This is a genomic window from Reyranella sp. (genome assembly GCF_965227665.1).
GTDB lineage: Bacteria > Pseudomonadota > Alphaproteobacteria > Reyranellales > Reyranellaceae > Reyranella.
In genome coordinates this window covers 5006629-5026156 of sequence record NZ_OZ245767.1, presented here as the reverse complement: position 1 = coordinate 5026156, position 19528 = coordinate 5006629, and the positions used below count along the sequence as shown (strand labels likewise).

Sequence of the window (19528 nt, the reverse complement as noted above, 5' to 3'; positions counted from 1 at the left end):
CAACGAAAATCGCCGGCCTGGGCAGGCCGGCGATTCCGCATCCCTGGTCGCAGCAGTTATTGCGACTTCTTTTGTTCCGCCTTCTGCGGCGCCGCGATGGCTGCGACGGAGTCGTAGCGGACGCCGTCCTCGGCCTTCTTCATGGCTGCGTTGGCCTCGTAATACTTGCCCTCGTCCAGGAGTTTCGCCGCCATGTCGACGTCGGCGATCGTCCGGTCGAGCGGCGCCAGCGCCATGGTGAACATCACGCTGACATCAGCCAGCCGCAGCTTCTCGAGCGCTTGCTTGCGTTCGCCCTTCTCGAGGTGCTTGTTGGCCTCGGCGACCGCCGCGGCCTTGGCGGGCGTCGCCACGAAGTCCTCGCCCAGGGTGAGCTGGCCGTCGATCGGCAGCCAGGCGACGGCGGGGCCGGACGCGGCGGCCGGGGCGTCGGACATGCCCTTCGGCGCCTTGAGCTCGGACTCGGCCTTCTGGAACGCCGTCGAGTCGACCTTCGCCTTGGCCAGCGCCGCTCGGGTGTCGGCGACCAGCTTCTTTGCCGCCACCGGATCGGCCTCGAAGATGGCGATGCGGGCCAGATGCAGGGCGCGGAAGGCGACGGCGCCGTCGGCCGACAGCTTGATGAGGTCGCGCGCGGCCTCAGTCTTCTCCTGGTTCGTGGGCGCGGGGGCCGTTGGAGGCTGCTGGGCGGCGACGGCGCTGGCCAGCATTGTGGTACCCAGCAAGGCGGCGACGATTCCTCTGGAAATATTCATGGCTACTCTCCTCTTCGAGCGCCGACGCCCCGGCAGGAGCCGCAGGGTTGCGTCGGCCTCGCGAGAAAAGTTAGCAGCCACGTCCTTCTTCCAGCCTTGCCGCCGCATTGACGGTTTTCAATGCGCCGCGCCGCGCGGGGTTCAGCCCCAGACCTCTTCCGCCACTTCCACGCAGCGGCGGAGCTTGGCCCACTGTTCTTCCTCGGCCAGCAGGTTGCCCTCCTCGGTGCTGGCGAAGCCGCATTGCGGCGACAGGCAGAGCTGGTCGAGCGGGACGAATTTCGAAGCCTCGTCGAGTCGGCGCTTGAGCTGGTCCTTGCTCTCGAGCGCGCCGGTCTTCGAGGTCATGATGCCCAACACGGCATGCTTGTTCTTCGGTAGCATCCGCAACGGCTCGAAGCCGCCGGCGCGCTCGCTGTCGTACTCCATGAAGTAGGCGTCGACGCCCATCCGGTTGAACAACACGTCCGCCACCGGCTCGTAGCCGCCCTGCGCCATCCAGGTGGAGCGGAAATTGCCGCGGCAGAGATGCATGGAAATGGTCATCCCCGGCGTGCGGCCGGAGACGGCCGCATTCACCAGATCGGCATATATGTGGAGCAGCCGGTCGGGATCGTCGCCGCGGCTGCGCAGATAGTCGCGCTGCGCCGGATCGCAGAGGTAGGCCACGAAGACCTCGTCGAGCTGCAGGTACGTGCAGCCGGCCTCGCCGAATGCGCGCACCGCCTGGGCATAGGCGCGACCGAGATCCTCGAAGAAAGGTTCCATCTCCGGGTAGACCGATCTCTCGATCGCCTGACGGCCGCCGCGGTAGTGCAGCGCCGTGGGCGACGGGATCGTCATCTTGGGCGTGGCCTTCGCCACCGACTTCAGGAAGTGGAAGTGTCCGAGCATCGGATGCGTCGCGGGAAAGCCGAGCCGGCCGTCGACGTGCAGGCCCTCGGCCTTGGTCTGCGTGCCCTTGAACTGCAATCCCTGGGCCACGCTCACCAGGCCGACGCCGTCGAGGCCGGCCAGGAAATCGTAGTGCCACCACGACCGCCTGAACTCGCCGTCGGTCACGCCCCTGAGGCCGATCGCCTCCTGCCTCGCCACGAGCTTCGCGATCTCGGCATCTTCGACGGCCTTCAACTGCGCCGCCGTAATCTCACCCGCCACGCGCAGGGTCCGCGCTTCCTTCACGGCGGGGCTGCGCAGGAGACTGCCGACCTGGTCGGCGCGGAAAGGCGGCTTCGGGCGTTGCATGCGGCTAGGCCTCCACCCCGAGGGCGCTGCGGATCGAGCGGTGGAAGTGAACGAGCGAGGGCTCGTTGCGGCCGTAGATCACCTCGTCCGTCGCGCCGGACTCGAAGCCGATCTGCATGCGCTCGCCCAGCGGGAAATCCTCGTCGAGCACGGTGCGGATGGCGATGTCGCGGTTCTTGGCCCAGTGCTTCTCCGGGCGGTTGCTGTCGGCGGGACGATAGAGCGAGAATTCGACGGAGCAGCTTCCGGGGTCGTTGCGATCGGGGAAGGCGCGCCAGACCTCGATATGATCGACCTGCCAGATGACGATGGTGTTGGGGAAGAGCTGGTAAATCGCGATGATGTGCGGGCTCAGATTGCGTTCGTCGTCGGGCAGCGTGCGCAGCGCCTCGATCGAGGTACGCGGCACGCACATGCGGCCGTGGCGGTCCGCGCCGTCGAAGGTGCCGCAGTTGCCGATGAAGTACGGCGCGATGGTTTTCCGGTGCAGATGCGGGATGTGATAGCCCTCGAGGAACGTGTCGACGGCGAACTTCCAGTTGATGCGCGGCGTGATGCGGTCGACCGAATAGAGCGGATAGGTCTCGGGCCGCAGCGCCGCGAAGTCCGGCGCGAAGGAGCCCAGCACGGCATCGGCGTCGATCTCCGCACGCTCGCCCTCGCCCACCGGCGTGGCGCGGACAAAGATCATGCCGTGCTTCTCCCCGGCCGGGAGCCGCACCAGCCCATGCGCGCCGAGATCGAGGCCGGCGAAGCCCGCTTTGTCGGTGACGCCCAGCAGCTTGCCGTGCGTGTCGTAGGTCCAGGCGTGATAGGGGCAGACGAAGGCGCGGGCATTGCCGCAGCCCTCGGCCACCGGCGCGCCGCGATGGCGGCAGATGTTGGCGAAGGCACGCACCTCGCCATCGGGCCCGCGCACCAGCAGGACCGGCATGCCGGCCACGTCCTCGGTGATGTAGTCGCCGGGCTTGGAGAGGCGCGACGACAGGCCCATGAACAGGGGCTGGCTACGGAACAAAGCGTCACGCTCGCGGGCGGCGCGCTCGCGGCAGGAATAGGCGTCGACGCGGTTGCGGAACAGCGCGTCGGCGAGATCGGTGGTGCGGCCGTCGATATGGCCGAGCAGCCGCCTCCCGACGGCCAGTTGTTCTTTCCGGTCCATGCCGGAAGTGTCAGCCCTTCGCGGGGGTAGCGCAACTCCAACCGTCGATCATCTCGAACACCTCCGCCGCACTCTTCCCGCTCTCGCGCAAACTGCGGATCGTGAGGTCGCGGTCGCGCTTGGCGAAGCGGCGGCCGGTGGCATCGGTCAGCAGCGGATGATGCGCATATTGCGGCGCAGCATAACCCAGCAGCTTCTGCAGCAGGGCATGCACATGGGTCGACGGCAGCAGGTCGATGCCGCGTGTCACCAGGGTGACGCCCTGCAGATGGTCATCGACCGTGACCGACAGATGGTAGCTGGTCGGCGTGTCCTTGCGCGCGATCACGAAGTCGCCCATCAGCCGCGGCTGGCCGTCGATCCGGCCCAGCGTCTCGTCGAAGAAGGAATAGGGCCCCGCCTGCTCCTCTGCGCGGGCGCAATCGAAGCGCATGCAGTGCTCCACACCGGCGGCGATACGGCGGTGGCGCTCCTCGTTCGACAGGTGACGGCAGGTGCCGGGATAGAGCGGCCCGTCGGGCCCCATCGCCGTCGGATGCGGCGCACTCGTGGAAGCCGCGATATCGGCGCGGGTGCAGAAGCAGGGATAGACCAGGCCGCGTGCGTCGAGCTGGTCCATCACCCGGCCGTAATCCGCGAAATGGTCGGACTGGCGTCGCACCTCGCCGTCCCAGGCGAGGCCCAGCCACTGCAGGTCCGCCAGCATCGCGGTCTCGTATTCGCGGCGGCAGCGGCGGATGTCGATATCCTCGATGCGCACCAGGAACCTGCCGCCCGCGTCGCGGGCGCGCCGCCAGGCGATGCGGGCCGAATAGGCACTGCCGAGATGAAGTTCGCCCGTCGGACTGGGAGCGAAACGCGTGACGACGGTCATGATCCGACGTTACAGCGCCCCCTCGCCGCGTGCTATGGCGAGAGCACAATGGCCAAAACGGCACCCAAGACAAAACCCAAGACGGCACCCTCTCCGGCCTCCGGCGTCATCCTCGACAAGACGACGCTGAAGCAGGCGCTGGCCGAGCTGGCGGCTGCGGATCCCGACATCGCCCGCGCGCTGGCCGAGGCGGGCCATCCCGAGCTGCGCGACATGCCGACGGGCTTTGGCGGGCTGATGCGCTCGATCGTGGGGCAGCAGGTCTCGGTTCACGCTGCCCGCAGCATCTGGCTGCGTCTGGAGGCAGCCGTGCCGTCGATGGAGCCGGCGGACTTCCTGGCGATGAGCGACGAGCAGCTGCGCGCCGTCGGCCTCTCTGGCGCCAAGATGAAGTATGGCCGCAGCCTCGCCACGGACATCGTCGAGGGCCGGATTTCGTTCGATGCCTTGCACGAGCTGGACGATGCGGCGGCGATCGCCATGCTTACCCAGGCCAAGGGCATCGGCCCGTGGACGGCCGAGATCTACCTGATGTTCGCGCATGGCCGGCCCGACATCATGCCGGGGCTCGACCTCGGCCTCGTCGTGGCGGCCCAGCATCTCAAGAAGCTGCGCACCCGCCCCGACGCAAAGCGGCTTCTCAAAATCGCCGACGCCTGGCGCCCCTGGCGCAGCGCGGCCGCGCTCGTGCTCTGGCACTATCGGCGCAACATGCCGGACTGGTCGGCGAAGGAGAAGAAGGCGACATGACCAAGAAGCTTGAAGGACCGAGCCATGGCCCCCATGGCGGCGGCAAGCCCGGCCATCTCGTGATCCTGCTGCACGGCTACGGCGCCGACGGCAACGACCTGATCGGCCTCGCACCGGTGCTGGCTCCGCTGATGCCCGACGTGGTGTTCCACGCGCCCAACGCGCCCTACCCGTGCGAAGGCAATCCGATGGGTTTCCAGTGGTTCGGCATCTCGCGCCTCGATCCCGAGGTCGCGGCGGCGGGCGTGCGTTCGGCCGCGCCCTTCGTCGAGCAGTTCCTCGACGACACGATGGCAAAGTACGGGCTCGACGAGAGCAAGACCGTGCTGATCGGCTTCAGCCAGGGCACCATGATGGCGCTGCATGTCGGCCTGCGCCGCGCCACGCCGCTGGCCGGCATCGTCGGCTTCTCCGGCATGCTGGCGGCGCCCGGTTCGCTCAAGGCCGAGATCAAGTCGAAGCCGCCCGTCCTGCTGGTCCATGGCGACAGCGACGAGATGCTGCCGGCCGTGCTGACCCAGCGCGCCGCGCAGACGCTGCAAGAGAACGGCGTCGAGGTCGGGGTGCACATCGCCAAGGGCGTCGGCCACGGGATCGACCAGACCGGCCTCTCCCACTGCGCGCGCTTCGTGCTCGACGCCTTCAAGATCGCGGTGCCGAAGCAATGAGCGCGTCCATGACCCAGGGGACCTGCCGGCCCGGCTTCGAGCGGGTCGCCGAGGCCTTCGAGAAAAACCTCAAGGAGAAGGGCGAGATCGGCGCCTCGGTCTGCCTGACGGTGGGCGGCGAGACGGTCGTCGACCTGTGGGGCGGCGTCGCCGATCCCAAGACCAAGGCGCCGTGGACGCGCGACACGGTGAGCATCGTCTTCTCCTGCACCAAGGGCGCGACGGCGCTCTGCGCCCATGTGCTGGCGAGCCGCGGTGCGCTCGACCTCGACGCGCCGGTCGCCGAGCTGTGGCCGGAATTCGCGCAACACGGCAAGGAGCGCGTGACGACGCGCATGATGCTCGATCATTCCTCGGCCGTGCCCGCCGTGCGCGCCAAGGTGAAGGACGACGGGCCCTACGACTGGGCCTACATGACCGAGCGGCTGGCGGCCGAGGTGCCGTTCTGGGAGCCCGGCACGCGCAACGGCTATCACGGTTTCACCTTCGGCTGGACCGTGGGCGAGATGGTGCGGCGCGCGAGCGGAAAATCGCTGGGCACCTTCTTCCGCGAGGAGATCGCGGGGCCGCTCGGCCTCGATTTCTGGATCGGCCTGCCCGAGGAGATCGAGCCGCGCGTCGCGCCGATCGTGGCCCATGTCTACAAGGCCGCCGACGCGGTGACGCCCTTCATGCGCGACCTCGCCACCAACAAGGAATCGGTGGCGGCGCTGTTCTACTTCAACAACGGCGCCTGGCGCTCGGGCGGCGCCAATACCCGGGCCGGCCACGCCGCTGAGATCGGTGCGGCCAACGGCATCACCAACGCGCGCGGCCTGGCCGGCCTGTATGCGCCACTCGCAAATGGCGGCGGCGACCTGGTCGATGCCACGACGCTCGCGCGCATGGGCGAAGTCTCGATGGCGACGCACGACGACGCCACCCTGCGCATCCCGACGCGCTTCGCGCTGGGCTTCATGAAGTCGATGGACAACCGCAAGCGCAGCATGGCTGCCAAGCTGTGGGGCGCGGATTGCGACAGCGTGATCCTGGGCAGCGCGGCCTTCGGCCATGTCGGCGCCGGCGGCTCGCTGGGATTCGCCGATCCGGTCGCGGGCCTGTCCTTCGGCTACACGATGAACCGCATGGGCCCCGGCCTGCTGATGAACGAACGCGGCCAGGCCCTGGTCGACGCGGCCTATCTGTCGCTCGGCTATAAGAACAAGGACGGCGGCGTTTGGGTTCGGTAGATGCAGCATCACACTCCCACCTCACCCTGAGGAGCGCTGCGCAGCAGCGCGTCTCGAAGGGTGGGCAAAGCACGCCTCGTCTGCGGCCCATCCTTCGAGACGCCGCGCGCCGCGCGGCTCCTCAGGATGAGGTTGTGCGGGAGTTCTAGCGCCCGATGATCCCCGTCTTCCGTCCGCTCAAGGATCCGGCCGTCGCCACGATCTGGTCCGGCCTCGCCGCCTCGACCATCGGCGAGGATCTGTTCCGCGTGGCCGTCGTGTGGATCGCGGCCGAGCAGATCGGCAATGCCGCGGGCTACGTGAACGCCACGCAGTACGCCGCCATGCTGGTGGTCGGCCTGCTGGGCGCCTCGGCGTTCGACCGCTGGCGGGCCGATCGCGCCATGATCGGCGCCAAGTATGCGAGCGCGGTGCTGGCCATACTGCCGGTGATCGGCTTCTACATCTGGGGCATCTCGATCCCGCTCCTCATCCTTTCCGTCATGGGCCTCGCGGCCATGCGCATGGTGTTCACGCCGGCGCTGCAGTCGGCGGTGCCGGTGCTGGTCACCGACCGCGACGCCATGCAGGCGATCAACGGCCTGTTCGACGCGACGTGGCGGCTCGCCCGGCTGATCGGGCCGATGATGGCGGCGGTCCTGAACACGCTGCTGCCGGTGATCCACTTCCTGTCGATCACGGCCCTGGGCTTCGTGCTGTCGGCGCTGGCGGTGTGGGCGGTGCGCGACCGGCTGTACGACGCGGCCTACAAGCCGCGCCCTGGGCGCGGCGGCCTGCGCGGCGCCTGGGACGCCCTGCTCGACGGCGCACGGCTGATGCTGCGCCAGCGCACGATGGGCGCGCTGCTGATGGTCAATGCCTTCGCCAACGGTCCCTGGAGCGTTGCGCTGCAGCTCTGCATCGCGCTGATGGTGGTCGAGCACGACCCGCACCTATTCGGCCTGCACGGGCTCGCGTCGCTCGGCATGATCGTCGGTGCCTGCGGCGTGGGCGACGTGGTCGGCAATCTGGTGGCGGGCAGCGTCCGCTTCCGCCGCCCCCTCTCGACCATGTTCCTGGGCTACGTGGCGATGGGCAGCGGCTTCGCCCTGATCGCACTGGCCGCCTGGGGGGTCGAGAACCCCTATAAGCTGCCGGCGATGATGCTGGCCGGGCTGGTCGCGGGCTTCGGTGGGCCGTTCTTCTTCATCCCGATGATCACCCGCATGCAGACCGTGTTCCGAGGCGCCGAGATCGCCCGTGTCTTCCGGCTGCGGCTCGCGGTGATGGCGGGCTCGATGCTGCTGTTCAATCTCGCGGCCACGCCGCTGTTCGACCTGATCGGGCCGACCCACACCGAGTTCTATCTCGGCCTGCTCCTGCTGGCCCTCGGCATCGCCGGCTGGTTCCACTACCGCAAGGTCGAGGACCGCGAGGCCGCGGGCGCCGCGACGTCAGTCGAGCAACGGTACGTGCCGTGAGCAGTCGCGCGGCAGGGCGCCGGTGAGGCGCGGGTCGGGGAACACCTCGACCTGGAAGGCAAACGGCACGAAGCCGGAGCGCCGATAGAAAGCGAGCGCCGCCGGATGGTCGAGCGTGCAGGTATGCACCCAGAAGCGCTTGATCGGCCGCGCCCAGGCCCGCGCGATCGCCTCGTTCATCAGCGCGCGGCCGACACCCGTGCCGACCAGACCCGGCGCCACGCCGAAGAAGGTCAGCTCGCACTCTTCCGGCTGGCTGAAGTCCAGCTCCAGTATTCCGGCATCGCGCCCGTCCCGGCGCAGCGCGAGGAATTCAACCTGCGGATTGTCGAGGATCGCCTGCAGCGCCTCGTCCGCCATGATCAGCCGCGAGAACCACAGCCACTCCGTCCCCACCGCGCGATAGAGGTTCCTATAGGCCTCGTTCGTGCGCTCCAGCGGCTCCAGCGTGACACCCGCCGGAAAGGGCTGCGCAGGTCGCAGAGAGGGACGGTTCAACATTTCGAGGCTCGTCACGACGGCTGCGACATGCCCCGGGGGAACGGCGGAATAGCCGGGCGGCAGGACGGGATTGGTGGTGTTCATGCTGTGTGATTAGCTGATCTCAATCAGGTCGGCCACGCGCTCTCCCGGAATTACCTCGTTCTAACGCGGCGTCCGAAAGACTTCGACGACGAGATACGGCGTGAGTCGGTCGATTGTGGCGCCTCCTTCAGGCTGTGCCTCGACCCAGGCGCTCGTCTCCGCGATGAGTTGGCGGTGCACGGCCTCCGGCAGGTACCAGAACTCGGCATAGAGCCTGTCCCGAAGGCGGCCGAGCGCTTCGCCATAACTGATGCCCGTCGTCCAACGCAGATCCGCGACGTCGACCAAGATCGCCTCGCAGCCCTCGGCCTTCATATGCGCGCGGAGTTCTGCTTCTCCATGCGGGTTCAGGCCCAGGTAACGACCGGCGTATCCCAGTTCGTCGGCGCGTCGGGCGAAGTAACGCCGCACCACGTTGCCGAACGCCCCACGCTCATTGATCTGGATGAGGCAGGCACCGGGGCGCGCCACACGGATGAGTTCGCGACACGCTCCCTTCCAATCCTCTATGTGCTGGAACAGCTTCGACACGACAATGGCGTCGATGCTGTGAGTGTCGAAGGCAATGTCGCGAACGTCGCCCACAGTATAGTCGGCGTGCCATCCCGATTGAACCTTGGCCTGCGCGATCGCTATCATCTCGGCGGCAATGTCGATTCCGCGAACCTCATAGCCTTGCGCCGCAAGCGGCAGCGACACCTGCCCCGTCCCGCAGCCGGCATCCAGGATCAGCCCCGTCGCCGGCAACAGACCGCGTTCGACCAGCCGGGCGTAACAGGCGAGCAGGAATTCCTGCGGCAGGTCGCGGGTCGAGTCGTAGCGCGCCGCGACTCCCGAAAAATCGGATGCAAGACCCGACTTTGCTTTCCGATGGCTGCTCTCTGTCATGATCTGCTCCTTCGAAGGGAGCCGTCACCGAGGCGAATCTTCTGTTGAAAACCCAAAACAAAAGCCGCCTTGGCGGGCGGCTCGGTTGTCAGCACTCAATCACACTGTCCCTACGCCGCCGGTTCGCTCCAGCGACGATAAAATCGAACGGCATTGGCGGCGGACGACGCCTTCCTCGTGACCATGTACGCTGCTAGCAGCCCTTTTGGGCGGTTTCAATAATCCTCCTAAAGCCCACTTGCGGGAAACGCCGTGTATCGATAACGTCAGATAGATACACGGCGTTACCCAGAAGGAGACTTCCCGTGGCCAAGGCATTCCCGACCGACAATCCGTTCCTCCGCGGCTACTACGCGCCGGTCAACACCGAGGCCGATGCCGGGCACCTCCACATCAGCGGCGAGATGCCGAAGGAACTCTGCGGCACGCTCTATCGCAACGGGCCGAACCCGCAGTTCGCGCCGCGCGGGCCCTATCACTGGTTCGGCGGCGACGGCATGATCCACGCCTTCCATATCGAGAACGGCAACGTCTCCTACAAGAACCGCTGGGTGCGCACGCCCAAGTGGAAGATCGAGAACGAGGAGGGCGAGGGCCTCTCCGGCACCTTCGGCAACCCGCGCTACACCGACCCGCGCGTCTTTGCGCTCAACTCGACCATCGCCAACACCAACATCGTCTGGCACGGCGGCAAGCTTTTAGCGCTGGAAGAGGCGCACGCGCCCTTCTCGCTCGATCCGAAGAGCCTGATGCCGGTCGGCCCCAAGGACGGCGGCTACGAGACGTTCGGCGACAAGCTCGTCGGGCCGTTCACCGCGCATCCCAAGTTCGATCCCGAGACCGGCGAGATGATCTTCTTCGGCTATTCGGCGACGGGCCGCTTCACCAAGGAGATCAGCCTCCAGACCGTAACCCAGGACGGCATCGTCACGCGGGCGGAAATCCTCGAGGGGCCCTTCCCGTCGATGATCCACGACTTCGCCGTGACCAAGAACTGGATCGTCGTGCCGGTCTTTCCGCTCACCTCGTCGATGGAGCGCGCCCTGGGCGGGCTGCCGCCCTTCGCCTGGGAGCCGGCCAAGGGCACCCACATCGCGTTCATCCCGCGCAAGGGCACCGTGGCCGACGTGAAGTGGGTGACGGCGCCGCCGTCCTATGTGTTCCACCCGATGAACCATTTCGAGACGGCGGACGGCAAGGTCGTGATCGACGTCATGAAGTACGACGTGGCGCCGCTCTTCCCGCTGCCCGACGGCTCGCCCTCGACCAAGGAGCCGCCGGCGGCGCGCCTGTTCCGCTGGACCTTCGACCTCGACGGCCAGGGCAACACCTTCCGCGAGGAGCAGCTCGACGACCGCGCCGGCGAGTTCCCGCGCTTCGACGAGCGCTTCTGCATGAGTGACTACCGCCATGGCTGGATCGTGTCGGGCAACATCGCCCATGCCGGCGTCCGGCGCGGCGAGGGCATCACCCACTACGACCTGAAGAAGGGCCGCAATGCCACGTGGACGGCCGGCGAGGACGACCGGTTCGGCGAACCGGTATTCGTGCCGCGCCACGACAAGGCGGCCGAAGGTGACGGCTGGGTTCTGTCGGTGATCTATCGCTCGGCCGAGGGCCGCAGCGACCTCGCAGTGTTCGAGGCGACCGACATCGCCAAGGGCCCGGTGGCGCTCGCCCATCTCAGCAGCCGGGTCCCGGCGGGCTTCCACGGCAACTGGCGCCCCGGTACGCTGTGACGATGATCACCGTCCATCACCTGAACAATTCCCGCTCGCAGCGCATCCTCTGGATGCTCGAGGAGCTCGGCCTGCCCTATGAGGTGAAGCGCTACCAGCGCAAACCCTCGATGCAGGCCCCCGACGAGCTGCGCAAGGTGCATCCGCTGGGCAAGTCGCCGGTGATCACCGACGGCGACAAGGTATTGGCCGAGTCGGGGGCCATCCTCGAATACCTGTCGGAGACCTATGGCGGCGGCCGGTTCACCCCGGCCCTCGGCACGCCGGAACGGCTGAACTACACCTATTTCATGCACTACGCGGAGGGCTCGCTGATGCCGCTGCTGTTCATGAAGCTGGTGTTCGGGATGCTGCCCGCGCGCGTGCCCTTCCTGATGCGGCCGGTGGCGCGCGCCATTGCGGGCGGCGCCGACAAGACGCTGCTGATGCCGCAGATCGGCAATCACTTCATGTTCCTCGAAGGCGAGCTGATGCGCCGCGAGTGGTTCGCCGGCGCGGAGTTCACCGCGGCCGACATCCAGATGAGCTTCCCGCTGGAAGCCGCCACGGCGCGCTCGCCGATGATCAACAAGATGCCGAAGCTCAAGGGCTTCCTCGACCGGATCCATGCCCGCCCCGCCTACAAGCGGGCCCTGGAAAAAGGCGGCGTCTACGAGCTGGCGAAGTAGCGAAAAAGACCATGGCCGTGCTAGGCCCATAACCGACACGACGAAAAGACGAATCCAAGGAGCGAAACGATGGCCCTTCCCGCCCTGCTGCGCGACAACCTCTCGATCCCGGTGGTCGGCGCGCCGCTGTTCATCGTGTCCAACCCCGACCTCGTCATCGAGCAGTGCAAGGCCGGCGTGGTCGGCTCCTTCCCCGCCCTGAACGCACGGCCGAAGGAGATGCTCGAGGAGTGGCTGAAGCGCATCACCGGCGAGCTGGCCGAGTACAAGGCCAAGCATCCCGAGAAGAAGGTGGCGCCCTTCGCGGTCAACCAGATCGTGCACTCGTCGAACGACCGCCTGCAGCACGACATCGACATGTGTGAGAAGTACAAGGTTCCGATCCAGATCACCTCGCTGCGCGCGCCCGACGATGTCGTCGTCTCGGCGCACCGCTACGGCTGCCTGGTGTTCCATGACGTGACCAATGTGACCCATGCCAAGCGCGCGCTGAAGGCCGGCGTCGACGGTCTCATCCTGGTCTGCGCCGGCGCCGGCGGCCATGCCGGCCGCCTCTCGCCCTTCGCGCTGGTGCCGGAAGTGCGCCAGTTCTACGACGGCACGATCCTGCTCTCGGGCTCGATCTCCAACGGCGCCTCGGTGCTGGCCGCCCAGGCGCTGGGCGCCGACCTCGCCTATCTCGGCACGCGCTTCACCGCGAGCAAGGAAGGCAACGCCACCGACGCCAACAAGCAGTGCATCATCGACTCGACCGGCGAGGAGATCGTCTACACCAACCTCTTCACCGGCGTGCACGGCAACTACATGAAACGCAGCATCGCGGCCGCCGGCCTCGATCCCGACGCGCTGCCGGAAGCCGACAAGAGCAAGATGAACTTCGGCTCGGGCGGCAACATGAAGGTCAAGGCCTGGCGTGACATCTGGGGCGCCGGACAGGGCGTCGGCCAGATCCATGACGCCCCGCCAGCCGCCGAGATCGTGGCCCGCCTCAAGGCCGAGTACGACGCCGCGCGCGCCGCGCTATTCGCCGGCGAGACGGTGCCGACGCGCCTCAAGCAGGCCGCCGAGTAAGCCGGCCGGCGCCCGGATGAGCGCGCGCCTCTTCCGCTTCGCCCTCCTGGCGCTGCTCGCCACGCCCGGAGTGGCCGCCGCGCAGTCAGGCATCGACGGCCGCCTGAATGACCTGCAGCGCTCGATCTCCGCGATCGCGAGCCAGATCGAGCAGCTCAAGGTCCAGGACCGTCAGCTCGAGCAGCAGCTGACGAGGATGCAGACCAGCTTCGAGCAACGCATCGAGCGGCTGGAGAAAGCCCCGGCCGCCAAGCCCACGCCGAGGACGGGCCGCTCCAGGCACTAACCGCCGTCGACGGCGGGGTCCCGGCGGATAAACGAAACAAACGAAGCGGGAGTCGCACCCCCGCAATCAGGCGACGAACGCAACAATGTTGCTCGCCGATGCTTTCAACACTGCCGGACGGCCCGCTAACGCGGGATACTTCACTTCATGTCGAGGACGTCGCGGATACGGGCGGCGAGCTGCTCGAAGGTGAAGGGCTTGGTGATGAGCTGGACGCCGGCGTCGAGACGGCCCTGGTGGACGATGGCGTTGCGCGAATAGCCGGTCGTGAACAGGATTTTCAGGCCCGGCCGCAGGTCGGAGGCCATGTCGGCCAGCACGCGGCCGCTCTTGCCGGGGAGCACCACATCGGTGAACAGCAGGTCGATGCGGGTCGGACCGCGCAGGATCGCCAGCGCCGATTCCGCTTCGGACGATTCGAGGACGCGATAGCCGAGTTCCTTCAGCACCATCGAGCTGTAGGTCCGCACGTCCTCGTTGTCCTCGACGACCAGCACGACCTCGCCTTCGCTGCTTGTCGGCACGGCGAGAGCATTGCCTTCGTCGGCCAGCACCGTCGCCCCGAGGAACCTCGGGAAGTACATCTTGACCGACGTACCGTGGCCCTCCTCGCTGTAGATCGTGACGTGCCCGCCGGACTGCTTCACGAAGCCGTACACCATGCTGAGGCCCAGACCGGTGCCGCGGCCGACCTCCTTGGTGGTGAAGAACGGCTCGAAGACGCGCGCGAGCGTTTCCGGCGACATGCCGTGGCCTGAATCGCTGACGCAAATGGCGACGTACTGGCCCGGCTTCACTTCCGAATCGACGGCTGCATAGGATTCGTCGAGCGCGGTGTTCACCGTCTCGATGGTGAGCTTGCCGCCCACGGGCATGGCGTCGCGCGCATTCACCGCGAGATTGATCAGCGCGCTTTCGAGCTGGTTCTGGTCGACCTCGATCGGCCACAGGCGCGGCGCCAGCACCCCTTCGAGCTCGATCTGCTCGCCCAGCGTCCGGTGTAGCAGCTCGGTCATGTCACGGACCAGCACGTTGAGGTCGACCGGCTTGGGCGCCAGGGGCTGCCGGCGCGAGAAGGCCAGCAGCCGCGCGGTCAGGCTGGCCGCGCGCTGGGCGCCCTGCAGGGCGATGTCGACCGCGCGCTGGATGCGCGCCGTGTCGGCCGGCTTGGCGCGCCGCACCGTCTCGAGGCCACCGATGATGACGGTGAGCAGATTGTTGAAGTCGTGCGCAACGCCGCCGGTGAGCTGGCCGACGGCTTCCATCTTCTGCGCCTGACGCAGCGCCGCCTCGGCCTTGCTGCGTTCCTCGACCTCGCTGGCGACCCGCTGTTCGAGCGTCTCGTTCAGCGTCTTGAGCAGGGCCTCCGTCCTGCGCCGTTGCTCCAGCTCGCGCGCGTTCTCCTGGAACAGCCTGGCATTGTCCATGGCGACGGCGGCCTGGCTGGCGAGGCCCACCACGCGGTCCTTCGCCAGTTCGCCGAACACACCGGCGCTGGAATGGCCGAGAAGCAGCCCGCCCAGCACCTCCCCGGTCCGCAACCGCACCGGCACCGCGAGGTAGCTGCGCACCGGCAGATGTCCCGGCGGCATCCCGTTATAGGGTGCCGAGCGGCCGAAGCGCGGGTCTTGCGTGATGTCGTCGGAGAGCACGACCGCGGTGCCGCTGAAGGTCGGCTCGAAGATCGCGGTGTTGCGCGGCATCGGGAACTTTGCGAAGGCCTCGCGCGGCGCGCCGGACAGCGAATAGAGCATATAGCCCTCACCCGCATCGTCGACGACGTTATAGAAGAACGCACCGAACTGCGCGCCCGTCACCGCCACGCAGGCGTCCATGATCGTCTGGACCAAGCGTTCGTGATCGAGATCGCCCGAGACGGCGGCCGAAGCCCGGCTGATCACCTCGAGGGCCGCGCGGCTTTCGCGAATCTCGTTCTCTGCCGCCTTGGCCTCGGTGATGTCGATGACCACGCCCACCATACGCCTGGCGCCGTCGCTGCCGGTCTCGATGCGGCCGCGCGCCACGACCACATGCGCGATGCCCGAGCCGATGACGCGATACTCCTCCTGGTAGGGCTCGTTCGTCGCGATCGAGCGGGCGATGGCCTTCGTCACCCGGTCGCGATCCTCCGGTGCAATGCCGGCGACGAAGTCGCCGAGGGGCAACCCCTTCTCGGCATCCTTCTGGGCGATGCCGAACACCTCCGCGAGCGGCCCCGAGATCGCCAGCTTGTCGCTGTCGATCGTCCACTCGAAGACGGCTACCCGTCCGGTCGACAGGGCGAGCGCGAGGCGATCCTTCGTCATCAGGAAGCGCTGCTCGCTCTCGAAGATTGCGCGGCTGGCCTCGCGGCGCAGCTCCGCCATCTGGATGTTGGCATTGACCCGTGCCAGCAGCTCGCGTGCGGCGAACGGCTTCACGAGATAGTCGTCGGCGCCGGCCTCGAGTCCCTCGACCTTCGCTTCCTCGCCAGCCCGCGCCGAGAGGAGCACGATCGGGATGCTGGCCGTCGCGGGGTCCACGCGAAGCGCGCGCAGGACACCGAAGCCATCGAGACCGGGCATCATCACATCGGTCAGCACGAGGTCGGGCGCTTCGCGCCGCACCGCTGCCACGGCGGCCTCTCCATCGGCCACCGGTTCGACCTGATAGCCCTGGGCGATCAGCAGTCGGCTGACATAGGAGCGCATGTCGGCATTGTCGTCGGCAAGCACGATGCGTTTTCCCGTGCCGACCGGAACGATGCCCGACATCGAGGAGGAAAGATCGCCCGCGGCGTCCGACTGGCGCGCATCCGGCAGCCAGCCCCTAGCCTCTTCGACATACTCCTGGGCACGCACCACGTCGCTCGACAGGTCGACTTCGTCGACGACCTGCGCGGCGGGAAGATGGGCATGGCCGAACGGCAAAGTGATTGCGAAGGCCGTGCCTTGGCCGACGGCGCTGTCGACGCGGATCTCTCCGCCATGCAGCCGGATCAGCTCCTGCACCAGCGCCAAACCGATGCCGCTGCCCTCGAAGCTGCGGCTCTTCGCGCCCTGCACGCGATGGAAGCGTTCGAACAGGCGCGGCAACTCGGCTTGGGCAATGCCGATGCCGGAGTCGCGAACCTCGATGGTCGCGCCCCTGCCGTCGGCACTCGCGGCGACCGATACCCGGATCTCGCCCGCGAAGGTGAACTTGAAGGCGTTGGAAAGAAGGTTCAGCAGGACCTTCTCCCACATCTCGCGATCGACATAGACGGGCTGTGGCAGCGTCTCGCACTCGATGACCAGCTTCAGGTCGGCCTTCTCGATCGTCGGGCGGAAGCTCGAGGCGATGCCGGTGGTGAAGCGGGCGAGGTCGGTCGGCCTGTAAGCGGCCTGCATGCGGCCCGCTTCGATGCGCGAGAAGTCGAGCAGCGAGTTGACGAGGCGCAGCAACCTGTTGCCGTTGCGATGGGCCAGCGCCACATGCCGGCTCGCCTCGTCGGCGGAGAGCCCGCCTGCCAGCACCTCCTCGAGCGGCCCCAGCATCAGCGTGAGCGGGGTGCGGAATTCGTGGCTCACGTTGGAGAAGAAGGTGGTCTTGGCACGGTCGAGTTCGGCCAGCGCCTCGACCCTTCGGCGCTCCTCCTGGTAGGCGTCGGCGCTGGCGATGCCCGTTGCGATCTGTCCCGCGAGCAGGGTCACGAAGTCTGCGTAGACGTCATCGAACAGCCGGTACGGGCTGAGGCCGACCACGAGAAAGCCGGCCCGTCCGGTCTCGCGGGACGCCGGTATGGCGACCACCGCCGCCCAATGGGTCGGCCGGTCCCATGCCCTGCCCGGCACGGTGGCGCCGAATGTCCGGGCGAGATCGACCAGGCGCGGCGGCTCGTCCTTCGTCAGCCCCTCGATCGGCCAGGAGGCCGACCCGCTCGCCGGATGCAGGGTTTCGACGGCAGCGGGATGGTCGGGCTGCAGGCCGTGGCGCGCGGCCAGCACGGCCTCTTCGCTGCCGGGCTGTACGATATAGAGAAGCGCGAAGGTGACGTCGCGCGGATTGACCGAGAGCGCGGCGACGCTTTGGCGGCTGGCATCCTCCCAGGTCCGCGCATCGACGGTGCGCGCGGCGAGTTCCCGGAGCGTGGCCACCTGCCGGTCGCCGATCACCCGCGCGGTATCGGCGGTATTGGCGCAGATGATGCCGCCAGGCTTGCCGTCATCGTCAGGAATCGGACTGTAGGAGAACGTGTAATAGGTCTCCTCCGGATAGCCGTTGCGCTCCATCAGCAGGAGCTGCTCCTCGACGTAGATGCCCTCGATGCCGCCCATCGCGGTGTCGAGCAGCGGGCCGATATCCGTCCAGATCTCGCGCCAGACCTCTTTCGTCGGCTTGCCCACGGCGTCCGGGTGCTTGCCGCCGATGATCGACTTGTAGGCGTCGTTATAGAGATAGATCAGCTCGGGTCCCCAGCCGATCCAGATGGGCTGACGCGAGGTCAGCATGATGCGGACGGACGTCTTCAGACTCTGCGGCCAGTTTGCCGGCGGTCCGAGGGGATTGGTCGTCCAGTCGTACCCCCGGATGAGTTCTCCGAGCTCGCCGCCGCCGGCGAGAAACAGGAGGGAGGAATCGTCGGTCGTCGGGCGATCGTCGGAATCCGGCATGGTCCTGCGGTGTGCTGACTGAGAGGGGCGTGAGAGGCGGCGGATAATGAGGTTTGATGCAGCAAATGTGAAGCCCGTGCAGAAACACCGGACCCGACAGGCGGTTGCCGTGAGCCCCGCAAAGAGCGTTGGAAGGCAGCTCGGGCGGGCATCCCAACGAAATCTTCTGATCGTGCCCTCCCCGCGCAACGAAGCGGGCTCGGCGGGAGTTGAACCGCCATGGTCGAAAAATCAAAGCCGCTCGCGGTGGCCCGTCCCGCGTCGCCCCCCGTCCCGCCTCCGTCCGAGCTCTCCCCGGAGCGCGAGTACGAGCGCCTCAATCCCGGCGCAGGCGGCCCCCCGGGCCAGCAACAGGAGCGGGGTGAAAAGGACAATCCTCGCACCACCCGGGACGATGGCGGTGCCGCCATCCCCGGGAGCCAGAACGAGGATGTGAAAGGACGGCCGCAGAAAGGGCCTCGCGGCGCGAGCACCTGAAAGGAGCAACCATCCCATGAACGACGTCCAGCTCAGCCAGGAACTTGAAGTCGCTGCCCGGCAGGCTATTGCGGCGCGGGCACGCGTCGATCGGACACCCGCCCACTCCGCAGCCTATCAGGCTGCGCTCATCGACTATCTCCAGGCCACGGTCCTTCACCTGTCCATCGTGTCCGCGGCACAGGCGCGTCAGCACGAGTGGCTGGTGGCCGAGGTGGAGGATCTGAAAGAAGCGCTCGAAACAGAACGCCGGGCCGTTCACTGACACTGCCGGGCAACGGGTCGCCCACTGCAAGGGTAGAGGGATCGAACGCTCAGACGACCGTCCCGAACAGGCGGCCGATGCCGGCGGTCAGCGCCATCGCGAGCGCGCCCCAGAAGGTGACGCGGACGGTGGCGCGCCAGACGTCGGCGCCGCCCGCGCGCGCGCCGATGGCGCCCAGAAGGGCGAGGAAGACCAGCGAGGCTGCGCTCACCGCGACCACCAGCCACGCCGCGGGCGCCACCACGACCATGAGCAGCGGCATGGCCGCGCCGACGGCAAACGTCGCGGCCGAGGTGAAGGCAGCCTGGAGCGGACGGGCCGTGGTGGCGGCGGAAATCCCGAGTTCATCTTGGGCGTGGGCGGCCAGGGCGCCTTTGGCCATCAACTGCTCGGCCACCTGCCGCGCCAGGGCCGGTTCGACCCCGCGCCGAACGTAGATCTCGGTCAGTTCGTCGCGTTCAGCGCCGGGATTGGCGGCAAGCTCCGCCCCCTCACGCGCCAGGTCGGCGTGCTCGGCGTCCGCCTGGGAACTCACCGAAACATATTCGCCGGCGGCCATCGACATGGCGCCGGCGACCAGAGCCGCCACGCCGGCGATCAGCACGTCGCCCGGCGCGGCGGCGGCCGCGGCCACGCCCACGATCAGGCTCGCCGTGGAGACGATGCCATCATTGGCACCCAGCACGGCGGCGCGCAGCCAGCCGATTCGTTGAACGAGATGATTCTCCCGGTGCAGGCGCAGTCTGGTCATGCGCCGGACTGTCCACTGCTCACA

The 19528-nt window shown here is 67.6% G+C and carries 17 protein-coding genes; 9 read left to right on the top strand and 8 right to left on the bottom strand.

Going from position 1 to position 19528, the window contains the following annotated elements; genetic code table 11:
* Positions 1-56: 56 nt before the first annotated feature.
* From ACO07I_RS24285 to gluQRS, 4 genes are all read right to left on the bottom strand, one after another.
* Positions 57-755, bottom strand: coding sequence for a YfdX family protein (locus tag ACO07I_RS24285; protein ID WP_422011975.1), 699 nt, complete (start codon positions 753-755; stop codon positions 57-59).
* Positions 756-896: 141 nt separating this feature from the next.
* A complete protein-coding gene (locus ACO07I_RS24280; RefSeq protein WP_422011973.1) occupies positions 897-2000 on the bottom strand; it encodes a 5-methyltetrahydropteroyltriglutamate--homocysteine S-methyltransferase in 1104 nt (367 codons plus the stop codon).
* A gap of 4 nt (positions 2001-2004) precedes the next feature.
* Positions 2005-3162 (bottom strand): aromatic ring-hydroxylating oxygenase subunit alpha, encoded by a 1158-nt coding sequence (locus ACO07I_RS24275; RefSeq protein ID WP_422011971.1) that lies wholly within the window; start codon positions 3160-3162, stop codon positions 2005-2007.
* A 10-nt stretch (positions 3163-3172) separates the two neighbouring features.
* Complete coding sequence (gene gluQRS / locus ACO07I_RS24270) at positions 3173-4036, bottom strand: tRNA glutamyl-Q(34) synthetase GluQRS (RefSeq protein ID WP_422011969.1); 864 nt, start codon at positions 4034-4036, stop codon at positions 3173-3175.
* A gap of 48 nt (positions 4037-4084) precedes the next feature.
* Here gluQRS and ACO07I_RS24265 point away from each other — a divergent pair, with 48 nt between their 5' ends.
* The 4 genes from ACO07I_RS24265 to ACO07I_RS24250 all read left to right on the top strand — a co-directional run bounded on the left by ACO07I_RS24265 (position 4085) and on the right by ACO07I_RS24250 (position 8143).
* Positions 4085-4786, top strand: coding sequence for a DNA-3-methyladenine glycosylase family protein (locus ACO07I_RS24265; RefSeq protein WP_422011967.1), 702 nt, complete (start codon positions 4085-4087; stop codon positions 4784-4786).
* Complete coding sequence (locus ACO07I_RS24260) at positions 4783-5454, top strand: alpha/beta hydrolase (RefSeq protein ID WP_422011965.1); 672 nt, start codon at positions 4783-4785, stop codon at positions 5452-5454. Before ACO07I_RS24265 ends, ACO07I_RS24260 begins: the two co-directional genes overlap by 4 nt.
* An 8-nt stretch (positions 5455-5462) precedes the next feature.
* Positions 5463-6683, top strand: coding sequence for a serine hydrolase domain-containing protein (locus ACO07I_RS24255; RefSeq protein WP_422011963.1), 1221 nt, complete (start codon positions 5463-5465; stop codon positions 6681-6683).
* Between the two features lie 155 nt (positions 6684-6838).
* On the top strand, positions 6839-8143 hold the full coding sequence (locus ACO07I_RS24250; protein ID WP_422011961.1) for an MFS transporter: 1305 nt from the start codon (positions 6839-6841) through the stop codon (positions 8141-8143).
* Here the strand turns inward: ACO07I_RS24250 and ACO07I_RS24245 are convergent.
* Together ACO07I_RS24245 and ACO07I_RS24240 are read right to left on the bottom strand one after the other, a co-directional pair.
* Entirely contained in the window at positions 8117-8728 is a 612-nt protein-coding gene (locus tag ACO07I_RS24245) for a GNAT family N-acetyltransferase (protein WP_422011959.1), read from the bottom strand. The genes ACO07I_RS24250 and ACO07I_RS24245 overlap by 27 nt on opposite strands.
* A gap of 60 nt (positions 8729-8788) precedes the next feature.
* Entirely contained in the window at positions 8789-9616 is an 828-nt protein-coding gene (locus tag ACO07I_RS24240; RefSeq protein ID WP_422011957.1) for a class I SAM-dependent methyltransferase, read from the bottom strand.
* Positions 9617-9921: 305 nt separating this feature from the next.
* Here ACO07I_RS24240 and ACO07I_RS24235 point away from each other — a divergent pair, with 305 nt between their 5' ends.
* The 4 genes from ACO07I_RS24235 to ACO07I_RS24220 all read left to right on the top strand — a co-directional run bounded on the left by ACO07I_RS24235 (position 9922) and on the right by ACO07I_RS24220 (position 13380).
* Positions 9922-11355: a carotenoid oxygenase family protein gene (locus ACO07I_RS24235; protein WP_422011955.1), complete on the top strand. Its 1434-nt coding sequence runs from the start codon at positions 9922-9924 to the stop codon at positions 11353-11355.
* Between the two features lie 2 nt (positions 11356-11357).
* Positions 11358-12023, top strand: coding sequence for a glutathione S-transferase family protein (locus ACO07I_RS24230; protein ID WP_422011954.1), 666 nt, complete (start codon positions 11358-11360; stop codon positions 12021-12023).
* A 69-nt stretch (positions 12024-12092) separates the two neighbouring features.
* Positions 12093-13094: an NAD(P)H-dependent flavin oxidoreductase gene (locus ACO07I_RS24225; protein WP_422011952.1), complete on the top strand. Its 1002-nt coding sequence runs from the start codon at positions 12093-12095 to the stop codon at positions 13092-13094.
* A gap of 16 nt (positions 13095-13110) precedes the next feature.
* The gene (locus tag ACO07I_RS24220) at positions 13111-13380 is read left to right on the top strand and encodes a hypothetical protein (protein ID WP_422011950.1); all 270 of its coding nucleotides are present in this window, start codon (positions 13111-13113) and stop codon (positions 13378-13380) included.
* Positions 13381-13520: 140 nt separating this feature from the next.
* Here the strand turns inward: ACO07I_RS24220 and ACO07I_RS24215 are convergent, their stop codons facing one another.
* Positions 13521-18011, bottom strand: coding sequence for an ATP-binding protein (locus ACO07I_RS24215; RefSeq protein ID WP_422011948.1), 4491 nt, complete (start codon positions 18009-18011; stop codon positions 13521-13523).
* A 493-nt stretch (positions 18012-18504) separates the two neighbouring features.
* On the opposite strand from ACO07I_RS24215, the gene ACO07I_RS24210 reads away from it, so the two are divergent.
* Positions 18505-18753: a hypothetical protein gene (locus ACO07I_RS24210; protein ID WP_422011946.1), complete on the top strand. Its 249-nt coding sequence runs from the start codon at positions 18505-18507 to the stop codon at positions 18751-18753.
* Between the two features lie 49 nt (positions 18754-18802).
* Here ACO07I_RS24210 and ACO07I_RS24205 read toward each other — a convergent pair whose 3' ends face one another.
* Complete coding sequence (locus tag ACO07I_RS24205; RefSeq protein WP_422011944.1) at positions 18803-19504, bottom strand: VIT1/CCC1 transporter family protein; 702 nt, start codon at positions 19502-19504, stop codon at positions 18803-18805.
* Positions 19505-19528: the final 24 nt, after the last annotated feature.